Origin of the sequence: Pseudomonas sp. GV105 (assembly GCF_003058185.1) — a bacterium.
Lineage (GTDB): Bacteria > Pseudomonadota > Gammaproteobacteria > Pseudomonadales > Pseudomonadaceae > Aquipseudomonas > Aquipseudomonas veronii.
The window spans coordinates 157,259-174,567 of sequence record NZ_QBUF01000002.1 but is presented as its reverse complement, the minus strand read 5'-3'; the positions used below and the strand labels follow the sequence as shown (position 1 = coordinate 174,567).

General features: G+C 61.8%; 14 protein-coding genes. 7 read left to right on the top strand and 7 right to left on the bottom strand.

The features are described from left to right. Positions 1-89: 89 nt before the first annotated feature. Positions 90-674, top strand: a complete 585-nt coding sequence (locus C8K66_RS04470; protein WP_017848787.1) for a PilZ domain-containing protein — start codon at positions 90-92, stop codon at positions 672-674. 44 nt (positions 675-718) lie between these two features. Beyond that, complete coding sequence (locus C8K66_RS04465) at positions 719-1,441, top strand: glycerophosphodiester phosphodiesterase (RefSeq protein ID WP_017848786.1); 723 nt, start codon at positions 719-721, stop codon at positions 1,439-1,441. 42 nt (positions 1,442-1,483) lie between these two features. Here C8K66_RS04465 and sthA read toward each other — a convergent pair whose 3' ends face one another. The 3 genes from sthA to C8K66_RS04450 all read right to left on the bottom strand — a co-directional run bounded on the left by sthA (position 1,484) and on the right by C8K66_RS04450 (position 5,828). Continuing rightward, on the bottom strand, positions 1,484-2,878 hold the full coding sequence (gene sthA, locus C8K66_RS04460; protein WP_046384317.1) for a Si-specific NAD(P)(+) transhydrogenase: 1,395 nt from the start codon (positions 2,876-2,878) through the stop codon (positions 1,484-1,486). Positions 2,879-3,066: 188 nt separating this feature from the next. Further along, a complete protein-coding gene (locus tag C8K66_RS04455) occupies positions 3,067-4,077 on the bottom strand; it encodes an FAD:protein FMN transferase (RefSeq protein WP_108524362.1) in 1,011 nt (336 codons plus the stop codon). A gap of 287 nt (positions 4,078-4,364) precedes the next feature. Beyond that, a complete protein-coding gene (locus tag C8K66_RS04450) occupies positions 4,365-5,828 on the bottom strand; it encodes a glyceraldehyde-3-phosphate dehydrogenase (protein WP_046384318.1) in 1,464 nt (487 codons plus the stop codon). Positions 5,829-6,168: 340 nt separating this feature from the next. Here C8K66_RS04450 and mfd point away from each other — a divergent pair, with 340 nt between their 5' ends. From mfd to C8K66_RS04435, 3 genes are read left to right on the top strand one after another with little or no spacing between them, the layout of a single operon-like run. Continuing rightward, the gene (gene mfd / locus C8K66_RS04445; RefSeq protein WP_026140243.1) at positions 6,169-9,618 is read left to right on the top strand and encodes a transcription-repair coupling factor; all 3,450 of its coding nucleotides are present in this window, start codon (positions 6,169-6,171) and stop codon (positions 9,616-9,618) included. Positions 9,619-9,629: 11 nt separating this feature from the next. Then, complete coding sequence (locus tag C8K66_RS04440) at positions 9,630-10,196, top strand: CsiV family protein (RefSeq protein WP_017848781.1); 567 nt, start codon at positions 9,630-9,632, stop codon at positions 10,194-10,196. A gap of 9 nt (positions 10,197-10,205) precedes the next feature. Further along, positions 10,206-12,899 carry a DEAD/DEAH box helicase gene (locus C8K66_RS04435; RefSeq protein ID WP_108524361.1) on the top strand — a complete coding sequence of 898 codons (2,694 nt, stop codon included), beginning with the start codon at positions 10,206-10,208 and terminating at the stop codon, positions 12,897-12,899. A 111-nt stretch (positions 12,900-13,010) separates the two neighbouring features. On the opposite strand, the gene nagZ is transcribed toward C8K66_RS04435, so the two are convergent. Both nagZ and C8K66_RS04425 read right to left on the bottom strand, forming a co-directional pair. After that, on the bottom strand, positions 13,011-14,021 hold the full coding sequence (nagZ, locus tag C8K66_RS04430) for a beta-N-acetylhexosaminidase (protein ID WP_046384320.1): 1,011 nt from the start codon (positions 14,019-14,021) through the stop codon (positions 13,011-13,013). Between the two features lie 143 nt (positions 14,022-14,164). Continuing rightward, complete coding sequence (locus C8K66_RS04425) at positions 14,165-14,872, bottom strand: TetR/AcrR family transcriptional regulator (RefSeq protein WP_017848778.1); 708 nt, start codon at positions 14,870-14,872, stop codon at positions 14,165-14,167. A 263-nt stretch (positions 14,873-15,135) separates the two neighbouring features. Here C8K66_RS04425 and lexA point away from each other — a divergent pair, with 263 nt between their 5' ends. Together lexA and sulA are read left to right on the top strand one after the other, a co-directional pair. Beyond that, positions 15,136-15,744: a transcriptional repressor LexA gene (gene lexA / locus C8K66_RS04420; protein WP_003172575.1), complete on the top strand. Its 609-nt coding sequence runs from the start codon at positions 15,136-15,138 to the stop codon at positions 15,742-15,744. A 10-nt stretch (positions 15,745-15,754) separates the two neighbouring features. Next, positions 15,755-16,228 carry an SOS-induced cell division inhibitor SulA gene (sulA, locus tag C8K66_RS04415; RefSeq protein ID WP_017848777.1) on the top strand — a complete coding sequence of 158 codons (474 nt, stop codon included), beginning with the start codon at positions 15,755-15,757 and terminating at the stop codon, positions 16,226-16,228. A 116-nt stretch (positions 16,229-16,344) separates the two neighbouring features. On the opposite strand, the gene C8K66_RS04410 is transcribed toward sulA, so the two are convergent. Both C8K66_RS04410 and C8K66_RS04405 read right to left on the bottom strand, forming a co-directional pair. After that, the gene (locus C8K66_RS04410) at positions 16,345-16,578 is read right to left on the bottom strand and encodes a hypothetical protein (protein WP_017254451.1); all 234 of its coding nucleotides are present in this window, start codon (positions 16,576-16,578) and stop codon (positions 16,345-16,347) included. A gap of 198 nt (positions 16,579-16,776) precedes the next feature. After that, the gene (locus C8K66_RS04405; RefSeq protein WP_017848776.1) at positions 16,777-17,298 is read right to left on the bottom strand and encodes a DUF6586 family protein; all 522 of its coding nucleotides are present in this window, start codon (positions 17,296-17,298) and stop codon (positions 16,777-16,779) included. Between the last annotated feature and the right edge of the window lie 11 nt (positions 17,299-17,309).

Below are 17,309 nucleotides of genomic sequence, written 5' to 3'. Positions count from 1 at the left end.
GGCTTGTTCGGAGGAAAAGAAGACGTCCCGGTGGCGGGGTCTGGTAAGCAGCTTTACACTCAGACCATTACCGCTACTTTGGGTTCGCCATGTCGACATTAGATGAAGAAGAACGCCGCGAATACTACCGTATCGACGACATGATCGCACTTCAAATCAAAAGCCTGTCCGCCCCCGAAGCGGCGAGCAAGGAAGTGTTGCTGGATGATTCGCCGCTATTCAATCTACTCAGTGAACTGCACCTGAGCGAATTCGAAGCCCAACACCTGTTGCGCCAGCTCAGCGAGAAAGATCGCAGCCTGGCCGCCCTCCTCCGAATCCAGAACAAACGCCTGGATCTGCTCAGCCAGATCATGGCGCGCGGCCTACTGGATGAAGTCGGCGCACCGCAGCCGGTGATCATTTCCGAAGGCGGCATCGACTTCCTGCACCCGACGCCCCTGGCACTCGACGCCCACCTGGCGGTCAAGCTGGTGCTGATGCCCCAGGCGCTGGGCCTGCTGTTACGGGCGCGGGTCACCCATTGCGATGCCAAGGGCGGCGCTTTTGCCATTGGCACGGAATTCGAATCGATGACCGACGCCCAACGCCAACTGCTGGCGCGCTACATCCTGCAGAAACAGGCGCAGCAACGGCGCCTGGCGCGGGAACAGAGCGACGCCAAAGACACCTGAATTCGTATTCACCCCGCCAGACGACCTGGCGCAAAGGAGCAACTGTGACCCTGATCTACGGCCACCGCGGTGCCAAAGGCGAAGCACCAGAAAACACCCTGACCAGCTTCCAGCAGTGCCTCAAGCACGGTGTACGCCGTTGCGAATTGGATTTGCACCTGTCCATGGACGGCGAACTGATGGTCATCCACGACCCGACCCTCAAGCGCACCGCCGACCGGCGCGGCAAAGTCGTCGAGTATTCGGCGGCAGACCTGGTGAAGATGGACGCCCGCAAAGGCGGCCCCGGCTGGATCAACCCCTGCCCGATCCCGCGCCTGGAAGAACTGTTTGAAAAGTGCGACTTCGATCACTGGCAACTGGAAGTCAAAAGCGCCTCGCGCACCCGCGCCGCGACCACCGTGCTGGCGATCCGGGAAATGGCCGTGCGTTTCGGCCTCATGGACAAGGTCACAGTGACCTCAAGCTCACGGGAAGTGTTGAAAGCGGCGGTGGAACTCACCCCGGACCTGTCGCGCGGGCTGGTGGCCGAATACGCCTGGCTCGACCCGCTGAAGGTCGCGCAAAACTATGGCTGTGAGTTTCTGGCGTTGAACTGGACGTTGTGTACCCCCGAGCGTCTGGAAAAAGCCCAGCGCCAGGGATTGCACGTGTCGGTGTGGACAGTCAACGAACCTGCGCTGATGCGCAGGCTCGCCGACTTCGGCGTAGATAGCCTGATTACAGACTTTCCCGGTTTGGCCACTGCCACGCTCGAGAATTACTGAAATCGGTCTCCCCGGCCGGCTCAGGCCACCGGCCGGAGCCGCTCAAAAAAGCCGGTTGAGGCCGTCGTAGGCCGCGACCCGATAGGCTTCCGCCATGGTTGGGTAGTTGAACGTGGTGTTGACGAAATACTTGAGGGTATTTTGCTCACCCGGCTGGTTCATGATGGCCTGGCCGATGTGGACAATCTCCGAAGCCTGGTAGCCGAAGCAATGCACGCCGAGGACTTCCAGGGTTTCACGGTGGAACAGAATCTTCAGCATGCCTTGCGGCTCGCCGGCGATCTGCGCACGCGCCATGCTCTTGAAGAACGCCTTGCCCACTTCGTAAGGCACCTTGGCCTTGGTCAGTTCGTGTTCGTTCTTACCGATCGAGCTGATCTCCGGAATCGTGTAGATCCCGGTCGGCACGTCGTTCACATAGCGCCAGCTGCCATTGTCGACAATGCTGCCGGCGGCCGAACGGCCCTGGTCATGGGCGGCGCTGGCCAGGCTTGGCCAGCCGATCACGTCGCCGGCACCGTAGATATTCGACACGCAGGTGCGATAGTTCTCGTCCACTTCAATCTGGCCACGGTTGTTGACCTTGACCCCGACATTTTCCATGCCCAGCTTGTCGGTGTTGCCGGTACGACCGTTGCACCACAGCAAGGCGTCGGCCTTGATCTTCTTGCCGGACTTGAGGTGCAGGATCACACCGTTGTCCAGGCCTTCGACGCGCTCGTACTCTTCGTTGTGGCGCACGGTGATGTTGTTGTTGCTGAAGTGATAACTCAACGCCTGGGAAATTTCCGAGTCGAGGAAGCTCAGCAACTGGTCACGGTTGTCCACCAGCTCTACCAGCACCCCCAGGCCGCTGAAGATCGAGGCGTATTCGCAGCCGATCACGCCGGCGCCATAGATGATCAGTTTGCGTGGGGTATGGCCCAGGCTGAGGATGGTGTCGCTATCGTAGATACGCGGGTGGAGGAAATCGATATCCACCGGGCGATACGGGCGCGACCCGGTAGCGATGATGATGTGCTTGGCCACCAGCTTCTCGACCACACCGTTGGAGCAGACCACTTCGACGGTTTGCTCGTCGGCGAAGCTGCCGGTGCCGAAGAACAGGTCGACACGGTTACGGGCGTAGTAGCCGGTCCGCGACGCCACCTGCTTGGCGATGACTTTTTCCGCGCTTTTGAGCACGTCCGGGAACGAAAACCAACGCGGCTCGCCAATGGCCCGGAACATCGGATTGGTATTGAACTGCATGATCTGGCGCACTGAGTGACGCAAGGCCTTGGACGGGATGGTACCCAGGTGGGTGCAGTTTCCGCCGACCTGGCGACGGCTATCGACCATTGCCACCTTGCGCCCTGCCTTCGCGGCGTTCATCGCCGCACCTTCTCCAGCCGGGCCGGAACCCAGTACTACCACGTCGTAGTTGTAGACAGCCATGCGTACTCCTCAGAACAGGCCAGGCGCGCGGTTTGACGCCTGGCTAAATCATGCCGCGGCCAGCGGTCATGAAGGACAATTTGGCTCAAGTGTGTGAACCGGGGCACAGTCTATATAAGGCTCAACGCCGCGCACATTAACCCTTGGTCGCGTCGTAGGCCAGTTTTGCCTTTACTACACAGCGTGGATTACGGTTTCACAGCGGTCATCTGTTCGAACGCCTGATTACTGCGCGTGACAAAAACATCCCCCTCGCGCTGCACAAAAAACGCGGCGATCTGGTGCTGTTCGGCGTAGTCCCAGCCTTGCTCCGGCCCAAGGATCAACAGCAACGTCGACAACCCATCGGCCATCAGCGCCGACGGGTGCAACACTGTCACCGATGCCAGTTGATGGGTAATCGGCGCGCCGGTCCGCGCATCCAGGGTGTGGGAATAGCGCCGACCACCCTGCTGGAAATAATTACGATAGTCACCCGATGTGGACACACCAAAGCCGTCTACGCGGATGATTTTTTCGGCGACCTGCTGGTCATCGCGAGGCTCTTCCAGCGCGACGCGCCAGGGCGAACCATCCGGTTTGTGGCCGGCAGCCTTGAGTTCGCCGGTGGCTTCGGCGAGGTAGTGATGGATACCCAAGCCGCTCAACAGCTCGGCGATACGATCCACCGCGTAACCGGCAGCAATGCTGTTGAAGTCGACCTCGACGGCGGCGTCCTTGCACAGTTGCTCGCCGTCGATGCGCAGATGCTGGTGACCGACCCGTTGACGCACCTCGGCCAGCGTCGCGGCGTCCGGCACCTTGAGTTGCCGGGCCTGGGGCCCGAACCCCCACAGGTTCAGCAGCGGTTCCACCGTCAGGTCGAACGCACCCGCGCTGGCCTGGGACAGTTGCTCGCCGGTACGCACCAGTTGCAGCACCGGCGCGGGCATCGGCTGGCAGCTATTGGCTGGCAGATTGTTGAAACGCTCGATATCCGAGTCGCTGCGGTAGGTCGACATCTGTCGGTCGACATCCCCCAGGATTTTTTCCACCTGGCGCTGCAGCTCTTTCGGCGTAGGTGCCGTCGAGCTTCTGACATACTGGATCGAATAGGTGCTGCCCATGGTCGGCCCCCCAAACTGCTCCAGCGTATCGCCGCCACAGCCGGCCAGCGCCGCAAAACCGCACACCATCACTATCTGTCGCAGATTGCCCATAAACCTGATCGCCGTCGAAAAGTGAATTAACCCGCAGGCACACACCCTGGCAGGACCGCCCATTATGCGGCATGCCGTTATCTGTTTATGGCTGATGTTCGCACTCCCGGCGCTCACCAATGAGGCGGATCGTCTCACCTTGGCCGGCCACAGTTGACGGCGTATCGCCTGAAAAAATGCATGCCCCTGTGGGCGCGGGCTTGCGCGCGATGCCTCCCACACAGCCGAAACCCACAGGCAGAAAAAAGCCCCGAACCAGTCGGGGCTTTTTCATTCAACCTGGACGCTTAGCGCGGGAATGCAGGCGGGTTGACCCCAGCCATGTCTTCCATCACGCGAACGACCTGGCAGCTGTAGCCGAACTCGTTGTCGTACCACACGTACAGCACAACACGGTTGTCCTGGGTAATGGTCGCTTCCGCGTCCACCACACCGGCGTGGCGCGAGCCAACGAAGTCGGTGGAGACCACTTCCTGGGAGTTGACGAAGTCGATTTGCTTATGCAGATCGGAGTGCAGCGCCATGTAGCGCAGGTACTCGTTCATCTCGTCGCGGGTAGCGGCTTTCTCAAGGTTCAGGTTGAGAATGGCCATCGACACGTTAGGCGTCGGCACGCGGATCGCGTTACCGGTCAGCTTGCCGGCCAGCTCAGGCAGGGCCTTGGCGGCAGCGGTGGCGGCACCGGTCTCGGTGATCACCATGTTCAGCGCGGCGCTGCGACCACGGCGATTGCCCTTGTGGAAGTTGTCGATCAGGTTCTGGTCGTTGGTGTACGAGTGAACGGTTTCGACGTGGCCGTTGATGATGCCGAACTTGTCATTGACTGCCTTCAGCACCGGCACGATGGCGTTGGTGGTGCAGGAAGCGGCGGACACGATCTTGTCGTCAGCGGTGATTTCCGTGTGGTTGATGCCGTGAACGATGTTCTTCAGCTTGCCTTTGCCAGGCGCGGTCAGGACAACGCGGGCAACGCCCGGGCAGGTCAGGTGCTGGCCCAGGCCTTCGGCGTCGCGCCATACGCCGGTGTTATCCACCAGCAGGGCGTCCTTGATGCCGTACTGGGTGTAATCCACCTCGGTCGGGTTCTTCGCGTAGATCACCTGGATCAGGTTACCGTTGGCGGTGATGGTGTTGTTTTCTTCGTCGATGACGATGGTGCCGTTGAACGGACCGTGTACCGAGTCGCGACGCAAGAGGCTCGCGCGCTTGGCCAGGTCGTTCTCGGCGCCCTTGCGTACCACGATGGCGCGCAGGCGCAGGCCGTCGCCGCCGCCGGTTTTACCGATCAGGATGCGTGCCAGCAGGCGGCCGATGCGACCGAAGCCGTAGAGCACAACGTCAGTGCCTTTACGGGCGGAGGCGTTCTGCTTGCCGACCACGTCGGCCATTTCTTCACGCACGAATTGCTCGACGGAACGGCCGTTGGCTTCAGCGCGGAACTTGGCGGCCAACTTGCCCAGGTCTACCGAAGCCGCGCCGAGCTTGAGCTCGCTCATGGCTTTGAGCAGAGGGAATGTTTCGTGGACGGAGAGTTCGCTGTCGTTGGTCGAACGATGGCGAGCAAAGCGATGCGCCTTGAGAATCGCGATGACTGACTGGTTGATCAGACTGCGGCCATAGATCGAGCTCACCACATTGTTATTGCGGTACAGCTGACCGATAAGCGGGATCATCGCTTCAGCGAGTGCTTCACGGTCGATCCATTCACCAAGACACTGGTCGGGCTTCTGAGTCACGGGAACCTTCCACATGTAGGGGCTGAAAAAAGGGGCTACATTATGCCGCCCGGCCGCCCCCGGAGCAATGCGCGTCCTACAACAAAAAGCGCTTACCCAAAAAAGCCACCTCGCTGCAGCCCAGTAAATACGCGGGTTCCAGAAGGCCACTAGTGGAGCGGGCAGCACGACTTGTCCGTAACCCTCCGAAAACTATATGCATTTTGGCACTACATATTGAGTCAAAACGCGCCATTGTTTGTCTTAGCCACCACATTTCCCGCAAACCGTAATAGGCTCAGTCAGCAACTGACAGGCGGCACCTCGGGCCGTTACAATTACCGACTTTGTCGCAACGCTTGGAGCTCAACCTTCCGTGCCCGTTCTGCGTCTACCGCAACTCCCTGCCGCGGCAGGTAAACAGCACTGGGGCAATTTGCCCGGTGCCGCCCTGAGCCTGGCCATCGCCGAGGCTGCCAGCGCAGCCAAGCGCTTTACCCTGCTGCTTACCGCCGACAGCCAAAGCGCCGAACGGCTGGAGCAGGAGCTGAGCTTCTTCGCCCCCGATTTGCCGGTGCTGCATTTTCCCGACTGGGAAACCCTGCCCTACGACCTGTTCTCGCCGCACCAGGACATCATTTCCCAGCGCATCGCCAGCCTGTACCGCCTGCCGGAACTGGTCCACGGCGTGCTGGTGGTGCCGATCACCACGGCGCTGCACCGCCTGGCGCCGACCAAGTTCCTGCTGGGCAGCAGCCTGGTGCTGGATATCGGCCAGAAGCTCGACGTGGAGCAAATGCGTACACGCCTGGAAGCCAGCGGCTACCGCTGCGTCGACACGGTGTACGAGCACGGCGAATTCGCGGTGCGCGGAGCGCTGATCGACCTGTTCCCGATGGGCAGCAAGTTGCCGTACCGCATCGACCTGTTCGATGACGAAATCGAGACCCTGCGCACCTTCGATCCGGAAAACCAGCGCTCCATCGACAAAGTCGAGTCGATCAAACTGCTGCCGGCGCGGGAATTCCCGCTGCAGAAAGACGCGGTGACGCGTTTCAAGGCGCGCTTTCGCGAACGCTTCGACGTCGACTTCCGCCGCTGCCCGATCTTCCAGGACTTGAGCAGCGGGATTACCCCCGCCGGTATCGAGTACTACCTGCCGCTGTTCTTCGACGAAACCTCCACCCTGTTCGACTACCTGCCCCAGGACACCCAGGTGTTCTCGCTGCCGGGCATCGAGCAGGCGGCGGAAAACTTCTGGAGCGACGTGCGCAACCGCTATGAAGAGCGTCGCGTCGATCCGTCCCGTCCTTTATTACCGCCGGCTGAACTGTTCCTGCCGGTGGAAGACTGCTTCGCCCGCCTGAAAAACTGGCCGCGCGTGGTCGCCAGCCAAGAGGATGTGGACGCAGGCAGCGGCCGCACGCGCTTCCCCGCGCAAAACCTGCCGAACCTGGCGATTGAAGCCAAGGCCAGCCAGCCGCTCGAAGCGCTGTCCAACTTCCTCGGCGATTTCGCCGGGCGCGTGTTGTTTACCGCCGAATCGGCCGGGCGCCGCGAAGTGCTGCTGGAGCTGCTGGAACGCCTGAAGCTGCGCCCGAAAACCGTCGACAGCTGGCCGGACTTCGTCGCCGGCAAAGAGCGCCTGGCGATCACCATTGCGCCGCTGGATGAAGGCCTGTTGCTGGACGATCCGGCCCTGGCGCTGATCGCCGAAAGCCCGCTGTTCGGGCAACGGGTGATGCAGCGCCGTCGCCGCGAAAAACGCGCCGACGCCAACAACGACGCGGTGATCAAAAACCTCACCGAACTGCGCGAAGGCGCGCCGGTGGTGCATATCGACCACGGCGTCGGCCGCTACCTGGGCCTGCAAACGCTGGAAATCGACAACCAGGCCGCCGAATTCCTCACCATGGAATACGCCGAAGGCGCCAAGCTGTATGTGCCGGTGGCCAACCTGCACCTGATCGCCCGCTACACCGGCAGCGACGACGCCCTGGCGCCGTTGCACCGCCTGGGTTCCGAGACCTGGCAGAAAGCCAAGCGCAAGGCCGCCGAACAGGTGCGCGACGTCGCCGCCGAGCTGCTCGACATCTATGCCCGTCGCGCCGCCCGCGAGGGTTATGCGTTCGCCGACCCGAAAGCCGACTACGCCACCTTCAGCGCCGGCTTTGCCTTCGAAGAAACCCCGGACCAGCAAACCACCATCGAAGCCGTGCGCGCCGACATGCTCGCGCCCAAGCCGATGGACCGCCTGGTGTGCGGCGACGTGGGCTTCGGCAAGACCGAAGTGGCGATGCGCGCCGCCTTCATCGCGGTGCATGGCGGCAAGCAAGTGGCGATCCTGGTGCCGACTACCCTGCTCGCCCAGCAGCACTACAACAGCTTTCGCGACCGCTTTGCCGACTGGCCGGTGACCGTCGAAGTGATGAGCCGTTTCAAATCCGCCAAGGAAGTGAACGCCGCCGTCGCCGACCTGGCGGAGGGCAAGATCGACATCGTGATCGGCACCCACAAGCTGCTGTCGGACGATGTGAAGATCAAGAACCTGGGCCTGGTGATCATCGACGAAGAACACCGCTTCGGGGTGCGTCAGAAAGAACAGCTCAAGGCCCTGCGCAGCGAAGTCGACATTCTGACCCTCACCGCCACGCCGATTCCGCGCACGCTGAACATGGCGGTGTCGGGCATGCGCGACCTGTCGATCATCGCCACTCCACCGGCGCGGCGCCTGTCGGTACGCACCTTCGTGATGGAGCAGAACAACAGCACGGTCAAGGAAGCGCTGCTGCGCGAATTGCTGCGCGGCGGGCAGGTGTATTACCTGCACAACGATGTGAAAACCATCGAGAAATGCGCCGCCGACCTCGCCGCACTGGTGCCGGAAGCACGCATCGCCATCGGCCACGGGCAAATGCGCGAGCGCGATCTCGAACAGGTGATGAGCGACTTCTACCACAAACGCTTCAACGTGCTGATCGCCTCGACCATCATCGAGACCGGCATCGACGTGCCGAGCGCCAACACCATCATCATCGAGCGCGCCGACAAGTTCGGCCTGGCACAACTGCATCAACTGCGCGGCCGCGTCGGACGCAGTCACCACCAGGCCTACGCCTACCTGCTGACGCCACCGCGCCAGCAAATCACCGGCGACGCGGAAAAACGCCTGGAAGCCATCGCCAACACCCAGGACCTGGGCGCCGGCTTTGTGCTGGCCACCAACGACCTGGAAATCCGTGGCGCCGGCGAACTGCTCGGCGACGGCCAGAGCGGGCAGATCCAGGCCGTGGGCTTCACCTTATATATGGAGATGCTCGAACGCGCAGTGAAAGCCATCCGCAAGGGCGAGCAACCGAACCTCGACCAACCCCTGGGCGGCGGTCCGGAGATCAACCTGCGCTTGCCGGCATTGATCCCCGAAGACTACCTGCCGGATGTCCACGCGCGACTGATCCTGTACAAGCGCATCGCCTCGGCCACCGACGAAGAAGGCCTCAAGGACCTGCAGGTGGAGATGATCGATCGCTTCGGCCTGTTGCCGGAACCGACCAAGAACCTGGTGCGCCTGACCCTGCTCAAATTGCAGGCCGAGCAACTGGGGATCAAGAAGGTCGACGCGGGGCCGCAGGGCGGGCGCATCGAGTTCGAAGCGCAGACGCCGGTGGACCCGTTGGTGCTGATCAAGCTGATCCAGGGCCAGCCCAACCGGTACAAGTTCGAAGGGGCTACGCTGTTCAAGTTCATGGTGCCGATGGAACGTGCCGAAGAACGCTTCAATACCTTGGAGGCGCTGTTTGAGCGCCTCATCCCGAAATCTGTTTGAAGGACGCCCCAATGCGCGTGTTTCGCATTCTGAGCTTGTTATTAGTGGTACTCGCACCTTCGGCGTTTGCCGACAGCCTGTACCAAGTGGAAATGGTCCTGGTGCGCCAGAACGCGGAGCCGGTGATCAACAGCCGCGCCGCGCCGGAAGACTGGGATGCCGGCGCCGAGCGCCTGGGCGACAGAAGCAGCCCGGCGCGCCTGGGCACGATCGTCGACAAACTCCGCGCAGACGCCAACTACACGGTGCTGGCGCATAAGGCCTGGGAACAGAACCTCGGTGAGCAGCCGGTAAAAATCGCGATCACCGACGGCCGGGAGCAGTTCGGTCAGTTTCCCCTCGAGGGTGTACTGAGCCTGCAACTGGGGCGCTTTACCGATATCGACGCGGACTTCTGGATCAACCAGTTCGACGGCAACGGCAGCGTCATCGCCAGCGAGCATCTGGCGCAGAAAGACGTGCGGACCAAGAACAACCAGCTCAACTACCTGGATGGCGGCCACCTGGCGCTGCTGATCAAGATCACTTCGTTGACCGCCAAACAGCCCAGCGCACCGCCCGTCGACTTTCAGGACTGATCCAGCGCCATGCCCCTGACGTCGCCGCTCACCAAGCCCCTGGCCCCTTCGTGGGCCAATCGCTTCAAAGAACAAAGCCTGGAGCGCGGGCGGCGCTATGCCTTGGAGAACCGGGTACGCATCGTCGAGTCGGGCGACAGCACCATCATCGCCAGTTGCGAAGGCTCGGGCAGCAACGTCTACCGGCAGACCATCTCGTTGCGCGAATCGGCCAAGGGCACGCTGATCCTGGTGGACAGCCGCTGCACCTGCCCGGTACACACCAACTGCAAACACATCGCGGCGGTGCTGCTCAAGGTCCAGGAAACCCTGGCCTACCCGGCGGCGGCCCAGGACGCCGAACTGCTGGAAAAACTCCAGGCCGTGCTGGACAACCGCGTGGTGCTGCCGCAGGTGGTGATGGACGACGTGCTGCCCGTGCCGCGCCTGTGGCTGGCCAGTGTCGCGTTCAGCGCGTTCGAGCCGCGCAACGGCAAGATGCAGCGCTATATCCAGCACCGTGCGGCGCTGTCGTTCAACTATCTGGGCAACTACGTCAGCGGGCAAAAGAACGCCGACATCATCGTCCGCCAGGAAACCCAGAGCCTGCGGATCAAGCGGCACCCCGAGCTGGAACAGCGCTATCGCGAACAACTGCGCCTGCTCGGTTTCAAGATCGCCACGCGCCAGAGCAAAGCGTTGCCGGAAAGTGCCGGCGAACTGTTCGAGATGATCAATGACAGCGCCTGGCTGAACTTCACCCTCAACGCATCGCCGACACTACGGGCCGAAGGTTGGGAGTTGCAGATCGACGACGACTTCGGCTTCGACCTGAGCCCGGTGGACGACTGGTATGCCACCGTCGACGAAGGGCCGGAGCGCGACTGGTTCGACCTGGAACTGGGGATCATCGTCAACGGCGAACGCCTGAGCCTGCTGCCGATCCTGCTCAACCTGATGCGTTCGCACACCGAAATCCTCAACCCGGAAAAACTCGCACGCCGCCGCGATGACGAACTGATCCTGGTCAACATCCCCGGCCTGCCCAACGGTGGCCACGGCCCGCTGCAAGTGGCGCTGCCCTACGGCCGCCTGAAACCCGTCCTGGCCACCCTCGGCGAGTTCTACCTGCAGGAACCCGGCACCACCACGCTGCGCCTGGCCAAGGCCGACGCGATCCGCCTCAACCCGCTGGAAGACCTGCCGCTGCAATGGGAAGGCGGCGAGAAGATCCGCACCTTCGCCCACCGCCTGCGCGACATCAAGGATTTCACCTGCGTCGCGCCCGAAGGCTTGAACGCGACCTTGCGCCCCTATCAGCTGGAGGGTTTGAGCTGGATGCAGTCACTGCGCCAGTTGGAAGTGGGCGGCATTCTTGCGGACGACATGGGCCTGGGCAAAACCTTACAGACCTTGGCGCATATTCTCAGCGAGAAGATCGCCGGGCGCCTGGACCGCCCGTGCATGGTGGTGATGCCCACCAGCCTGATCCCCAACTGGCTCGACGAGGCCGCGCACTTCACGCCGCAACTCAAGGTCCTGGCGCTGTATGGCGCCACCCGCAAAAAGCACTTCGCGAACCTGCAGGACTACGACCTGCTGCTGACCACGTATGCGTTGCTGCCCAAAGACATCGAGCAACTCGCCGCCCTGCCCTTGCATGTGCTGATCCTCGACGAAGCGCAGTACATCAAGAACCCTTCGAGCAAGGCGGCCCAGGCGGCGCGTGAGCTGAACGCACGGCAGCGCCTGTGCCTGAGCGGCACCCCGCTGGAAAACCACCTGGGCGAGCTGTGGTCGCTGTTCCACTTCCTGTTGCCGGGCTGGTTGGGCGACGTGAAAAGCTTCAACCGCGACTACCGCGTGCCGATTGAAAAACGCGCCAGCGATGTACGATTGCAGCACCTGAACGGTCGGATCAAACCGTTCCTGCTGCGTCGCACCAAGGAACAGGTGGCGACGGAATTACCGCCGAAAACCGAGATCATCCACTGGGTCGAGCTCAATGAAGCCCAGCGCGACGTGTACGAAACCATGCGCCTGGCCATGGACAAAAAAGTCCGCGATGAGATCACCCGCAAAGGCGTGGCGCGCAGCCAGATCATCATTCTTGAAGCGCTGCTCAAGCTGCGCCAGGTGTGCTGCGATTTGCGCCTGGTCAACGATGCCACCCTGCCGACGCGCGGCAGCAGCTCGGGCAAGCTCGACAGCTTGATGGAAATGCTCGAAGAGCTGTTTGCCGAAGGGCGCCGGATTCTGTTGTTCTCCCAGTTCACCTCGATGCTGAGCCTGATTGAACTCGAGCTGAAAAAACGTGGCGTCGCCTACGCGCTGCTGACCGGCCAGACCCGCGATCGGCGCACGCCGGTGAAAGACTTCCAGAGCGGCAAGCTGCAGATCTTTCTGATCAGCCTGAAGGCAGGTGGCGTAGGACTCAACCTGACCGAAGCCGACACCGTGATCCACTATGACCCGTGGTGGAACCCGGCCACGGAAAACCAGGCCACCGACCGTGCGTATCGCATCGGCCAGGAGAAGCCGGTGTTCGTCTACAAGATGATTGCACGGGGCACGGTGGAGGAGAAAATCCAGCACCTGCAGAAGGAAAAGTCCGACCTTGCAGCGGGCGTGCTGGACGGGCGGACCACCGGGGATTGGCAGTTGGGCAACGAAGAGATCGAGGCGCTGTTTGCGCCGCTGCCCAACAAACAAGAAAAACGCTGACGGTTAGATCGCCCTCGCGGGCCAGCGCGCCGCCACATTCGACCGCACTTCGACAGAATGTACGCAATCAAGTGTAGGAGCGGGCTTGCCCGCGATAGGCGCGCCGCCGTTTCAATCGATCAACTGCGCATCCCGCAACGCGCCGAGCGCCACCAGCCAACGCGGGTCTTGCTTATACTCCGTCGACGCAACCGCCTGCCCACGCATCCGTGCGATCCGCGCCGATGGCGTGACCTTCATCCGCTGGGCCGCGCTCAGCGCCAGTTCGGCAGCCGCCCGATCGTTGCACACCAGGCCCATGTCGCACCCCGCCGTCAGTGCGGCTTCAATTCGGCTGGCCGCATCCCCAACCACGTGGGCACCAGCCATGGACAGGTCGTCGCTGAAAATCACCCCGTCAAATTGCAATTCGCCGCGCAGGATGTCCTGCAACCAGCGGCGCGAGAAACCGGCCGGCTGGGCGTCGACTTGCGGGTAAATGACGTGGGCTGGCATCACCGCAGCCAATTGCCGGCTCAGGCGTGCGAAAGGTACCAGGTCATTGGCGCGAATCTGTTCCAGGCTGCGTTCGTCATTGGGAATCGCAACGTGGGAATCGGCCTCAGCCCACCCGTGCCCCGGGAAGTGCTTGCCGGTGGCGGCCATGCCGGCGCTGTTCATGCCACGGATAAACGCCCCGGCAAGCACCGCGGCGCGCTCCGGGTTGCCCTCGAAGGAACGGCTGCCGACCACGGCGCTGCGCTGGTAGTCCAGGTCCAGCACGGGGGCGAAACTCAGGTCCAGGCCGACGGCCAGGACTTCAGTGGCCATGATCCAGCCACACTGTTCGGCGAGGTATTCGGCGTTAGGGTGATCCGCCAGCGCGCGCATGGCCGGCAGGCGCACAAAACCCTGGCGCAGGCGCTGCACGCGACCGCCCTCCTGGTCGACCGCCAGCAGCAGGTCCGGGCGCACGGCACGAATCGCCGCGCTCAATTCCCGCACCTGGCGCGGATGCTCGATATTGCGCGCAAAAATGATCAGGCCGCCCACCTCAGGCTGGCGCAACAGGTGGCGATCCTCGGCCGTCAGCCAGGTGCCGGCAACGTCGACCATCAAAGAACCTTGCAGGGCAGCAGTCATAAACCTTCCTTAAATAACGCACACAACCCATTGCCCTCGCGGCGCGGCGGGCGCGGCAAGAACAATGGGTTGCGAGTAAATAGCTGAATTCGGCATGGGCGGCTAGCTTAGCGGATGCTGGCGGCCGCGCACACCCGGGGCGGTCAAACCTTCGCGGGGACTGGCGTCGATTTGCTGCGCGGACGCAATTGCGCGGCGGCCATGGTCTGGTCGGTCACGCCGGTTTCGGCGCGCATGCCGGCAGCGAGGAACGGCACCATCAGGCGCATCACCTGCTCGATGGAGGTGTTGACGCCAAAGTCGGTCTCGGCAATCGCCCGCAAGGCCTTGATCCCGGACATGCTGAATGCCGCCGCGCCGAGCATGAAGTGTACGCGCCAGAACAATTCGATCGGCGGGATGCGCGGGGCGGCTTCGTTGACCAGCAACATATAGCGGCGGAACACCTTGCCGTACATGTCTTCCAGGTAGCGGCGCAGGTGGCCCTGGCTCTGGCTGAACGCCAGGCCCAACAGGCGCATGAAGATCGACAGGTCGTTGCCGCTGCGTGGCTGCACCACCAGCGCTTGCTCAACGAGGATTTCCAGCAGTTCTTCCAGGCTTGGCTTATGGTCGGCCTTGGCCTGGCGGCGTTCGAGCTCACGGTCGAGACTGGCGCAGAACGGCCCCAGGAAACGCGAGAACACCGCCTGGATCAGGGCTTTTTTCGAGCCGAAATGGTAGTTCACGGCGGCGAGGTTGACCCCGGCCTTGCTGGTGATCAGCCGCAATGAGGTTTCAGCAAATCCTTTTTCCGCGAACAATTGCTCGGCAGCATCGAGAATGCGTTCAACGGTTTCCGACTGGGCCATGGCTACTCCGCCTGACAAACACTTGTTTGAAACATACGTTTCAGCTTGTGTCTTGTCAAGCCTGTGGGTTCGCTTTCCGGCCAGGCAGTCATCTATTTGAACGCTATTTAATCACATCCTTTCAACTCTGTAGGCAGCGCTGTCTTTGCGTTGTAGGAGGGCTGACGAATGACCGTCCAGCGGACGCGCAAAAAAGGATGATTGCCAAGCGCAGTCCACTGTATATAATCCCAGTCACTGTATAAAAAGACAGAGCGATCAACATGCTAAAACTGACGCCACGCCAAGCTGAGATTCTGGCTTTTATCAAGCGCTGCCTCGACGACAACGGCTACCCGCCGACGCGCGCGGAAATTGCGCTGGAACTGGGGTTCAAATCCCCCAACGCCGCCGAAGAACACCTCAAGGCCCTCGCTCGCAAAGGCGCGATCGAGATGACCCCGGGCGCTTCGCGGGGCATTCGCATTCCCGGTTTCGAAGCCAAGGCCGACGAATCGACCCTGCCGATCATAGGCCGCGTCGCTGCCGGCGCGCCGATCCTGGCGCAACAGCACGTCGAGGAATCCTGCAACATCAACCCGACCTTCTTCCATCCTCGCGCCGACTACCTGTTGCGGGTGCATGGCATGAGCATGAAGGACGTGGGCATTTTCGACGGTGACCTGCTGGCTGTCCACACCACTCGTGAAGCCCGTAACGGCCAGATCGTCGTCGCCCGCATCGGCGATGAAGTCACCGTCAAACGCTTCAAGCGCGAAGGCAGCAAGGTCTGGCTCCTGGCCGAGAACCCTGAGTTCGCCCCGATCGAAGTCAACCTGAAAGACCAGGACCTGGTGATCGAAGGCCTGAGCGTCGGCGTCATTCGCCGCTAAAGGAGGCATCATGCAGCTCGTGCACACCCCACAACACACACAACTGTCGCTGTTCGAGGCCTTCATGGCCCAACCCCTTGCGCCCATCCTCAAGGAAACGGTCGAGGCGCCCTGGTGCGCCGAGCCTGAGGCGTTCAGTGAACTGTCGTTGCGCGGTGCGGCCGGGAGCTGCCTGAGCCTGCTGGCGCCGATCCTGCGCGAACTGAGCGAGGAACAGGATGCACGCTGGTTGACGCTGATCGCCCCACCCGCCAGCCTGACCCAAGCTTGGCTGCGGGACGCCGGTCTCAACCGCGAGCGCATCCTGTTGCTGCAACCACGCGGCGCGCAAAGTGCCCAGCAGTTGACCTGCGAAGCCCTGCGCCTGGGCCGCAGCCATACAGTGGTGAGCTGGTTGAACCCGCTGAATGCCAACGCCAAGCAACAGTTGATCAGCGCTGCGCGTACCGGCGATGCGCAGAGCTTGAATATTCGTTTGGGGTAATTCGAGGTGCCGCAGGCTAGCCCTGTGGCAAGGGAGCTTGCTCCCATTGGACGGTGCAGCAATCGCATGTTCAGGGCCGCTTAGCGCCCCAGCGGGAGCAAGCTCCCACGCCACACTCAGTGCAGAACCCGTGGACCGTCTTCTTTCTCCGGTTCGCCTTCCGCCAGGCGGCCCGCCATCTGTACGCCAACGCTCAACATGGCTTTTGCCACTTCCACGTGCTGGCCTTGCAGGAACGCCTTGGCGTCTTCGGAAAAGTCCAAGATAACCAGAGAACCCTCGTCCTCAGCCCGGCGCAGCTCGATTCGGCCGTCAGGCAATTCAACAATTTCCAGAAAGGACGTTGGCATAAAAGTCTGTTCTCCACGAAAGGCCGGGATTATATCAGTCATCTGCCGGGCCTCGCAGTGGATCTGGCGAGGTTTCTTTACGGCTGGATGAATGGTGCTTAGTGAGAGCAAGCCCACTGCCACAATTTTGATTGGCACCCATCTGCGCAGGTGCCTTGGCTGTCAGCTCGCAATGATCACCGGCTCAACGAGCGTGTCTCAGCACTCGTTCAAACCTTCACGAAACCGCAGCGCCATGTTTTTCAGCTCCTGGCGCCAGCCTTCAAGCTCTTCGCGGCTCAACGGCTTCGGCTCATCCTCTTCCAGCGACAGCGCCACGATCAACGGCTGGGTCACATCGCCCTTGGGCACATGGGGAACACGTGGCGGCTGAAACATATCGGCATGCGCTTTGAGCAGGCGTGCCACCCAACTGTCGGGGCTTTGCGCCATTTCCACCAGTTCGGCGAGTTCAGGGATCGCCATGGCGTCCAGTACTTCGCGATTCATGATCATTTCCGCACGCGGCGAACCGGCCTGGGGCAAACGGTAGAACCCGGCGATTTCATGACACAGCCCCAGCAAGGCGCCGTACAGGTGGAACAGGGCCGCCTCACGCCCCGCCTGGACCAGCGCGATGGCGTTCATCTCCTTCCCTTCCTCGGCACGGCCAAGGGCTTCCAGGGATAAACCCGCGAAGTAAATTTTCTGGTTGGTACGGGTATAGAGTTCGTTGGCCATGACGGCAATCT

What these genes read in the sequence shown, in the direction of transcription:
- C8K66_RS04470 (WP_017848787.1), top strand. Translation starts at nt 90, where the DNA reads ATGTCGACATTAGATGAAGAAGAACGCCGCGAATACTACCGTATCGAC.
- sthA (WP_046384317.1), bottom strand. Translation starts at nt 2,878, where the DNA reads ATGGCTGTCTACAACTACGACGTGGTAGTACTGGGTTCCGGCCCGGCT.
- C8K66_RS04455 (WP_108524362.1), bottom strand. Translation starts at nt 4,077, where the DNA reads ATGGGCAATCTGCGACAGATAGTGATGGTGTGCGGTTTTGCGGCGCTG.
- C8K66_RS04450 (WP_046384318.1), bottom strand. Translation starts at nt 5,828, where the DNA reads ATGTGGAAGGTTCCCGTGACTCAGAAGCCCGACCAGTGTCTTGGTGAA.
- C8K66_RS04440 (WP_017848781.1), top strand. Translation starts at nt 9,630, where the DNA reads ATGCGCGTGTTTCGCATTCTGAGCTTGTTATTAGTGGTACTCGCACCT.
- C8K66_RS04435 (WP_108524361.1), top strand. Translation starts at nt 10,206, where the DNA reads ATGCCCCTGACGTCGCCGCTCACCAAGCCCCTGGCCCCTTCGTGGGCC.
- nagZ (WP_046384320.1), bottom strand. Translation starts at nt 14,021, where the DNA reads ATGACTGCTGCCCTGCAAGGTTCTTTGATGGTCGACGTTGCCGGCACC.
- C8K66_RS04425 (WP_017848778.1), bottom strand. Translation starts at nt 14,872, where the DNA reads ATGGCCCAGTCGGAAACCGTTGAACGCATTCTCGATGCTGCCGAGCAA.
- lexA (WP_003172575.1), top strand. Translation starts at nt 15,136, where the DNA reads ATGCTAAAACTGACGCCACGCCAAGCTGAGATTCTGGCTTTTATCAAG.
- sulA (WP_017848777.1), top strand. Translation starts at nt 15,755, where the DNA reads ATGCAGCTCGTGCACACCCCACAACACACACAACTGTCGCTGTTCGAG.
- C8K66_RS04410 (WP_017254451.1), bottom strand. Translation starts at nt 16,578, where the DNA reads ATGCCAACGTCCTTTCTGGAAATTGTTGAATTGCCTGACGGCCGAATC.
- C8K66_RS04405 (WP_017848776.1), bottom strand. Translation starts at nt 17,298, where the DNA reads ATGGCCAACGAACTCTATACCCGTACCAACCAGAAAATTTACTTCGCG.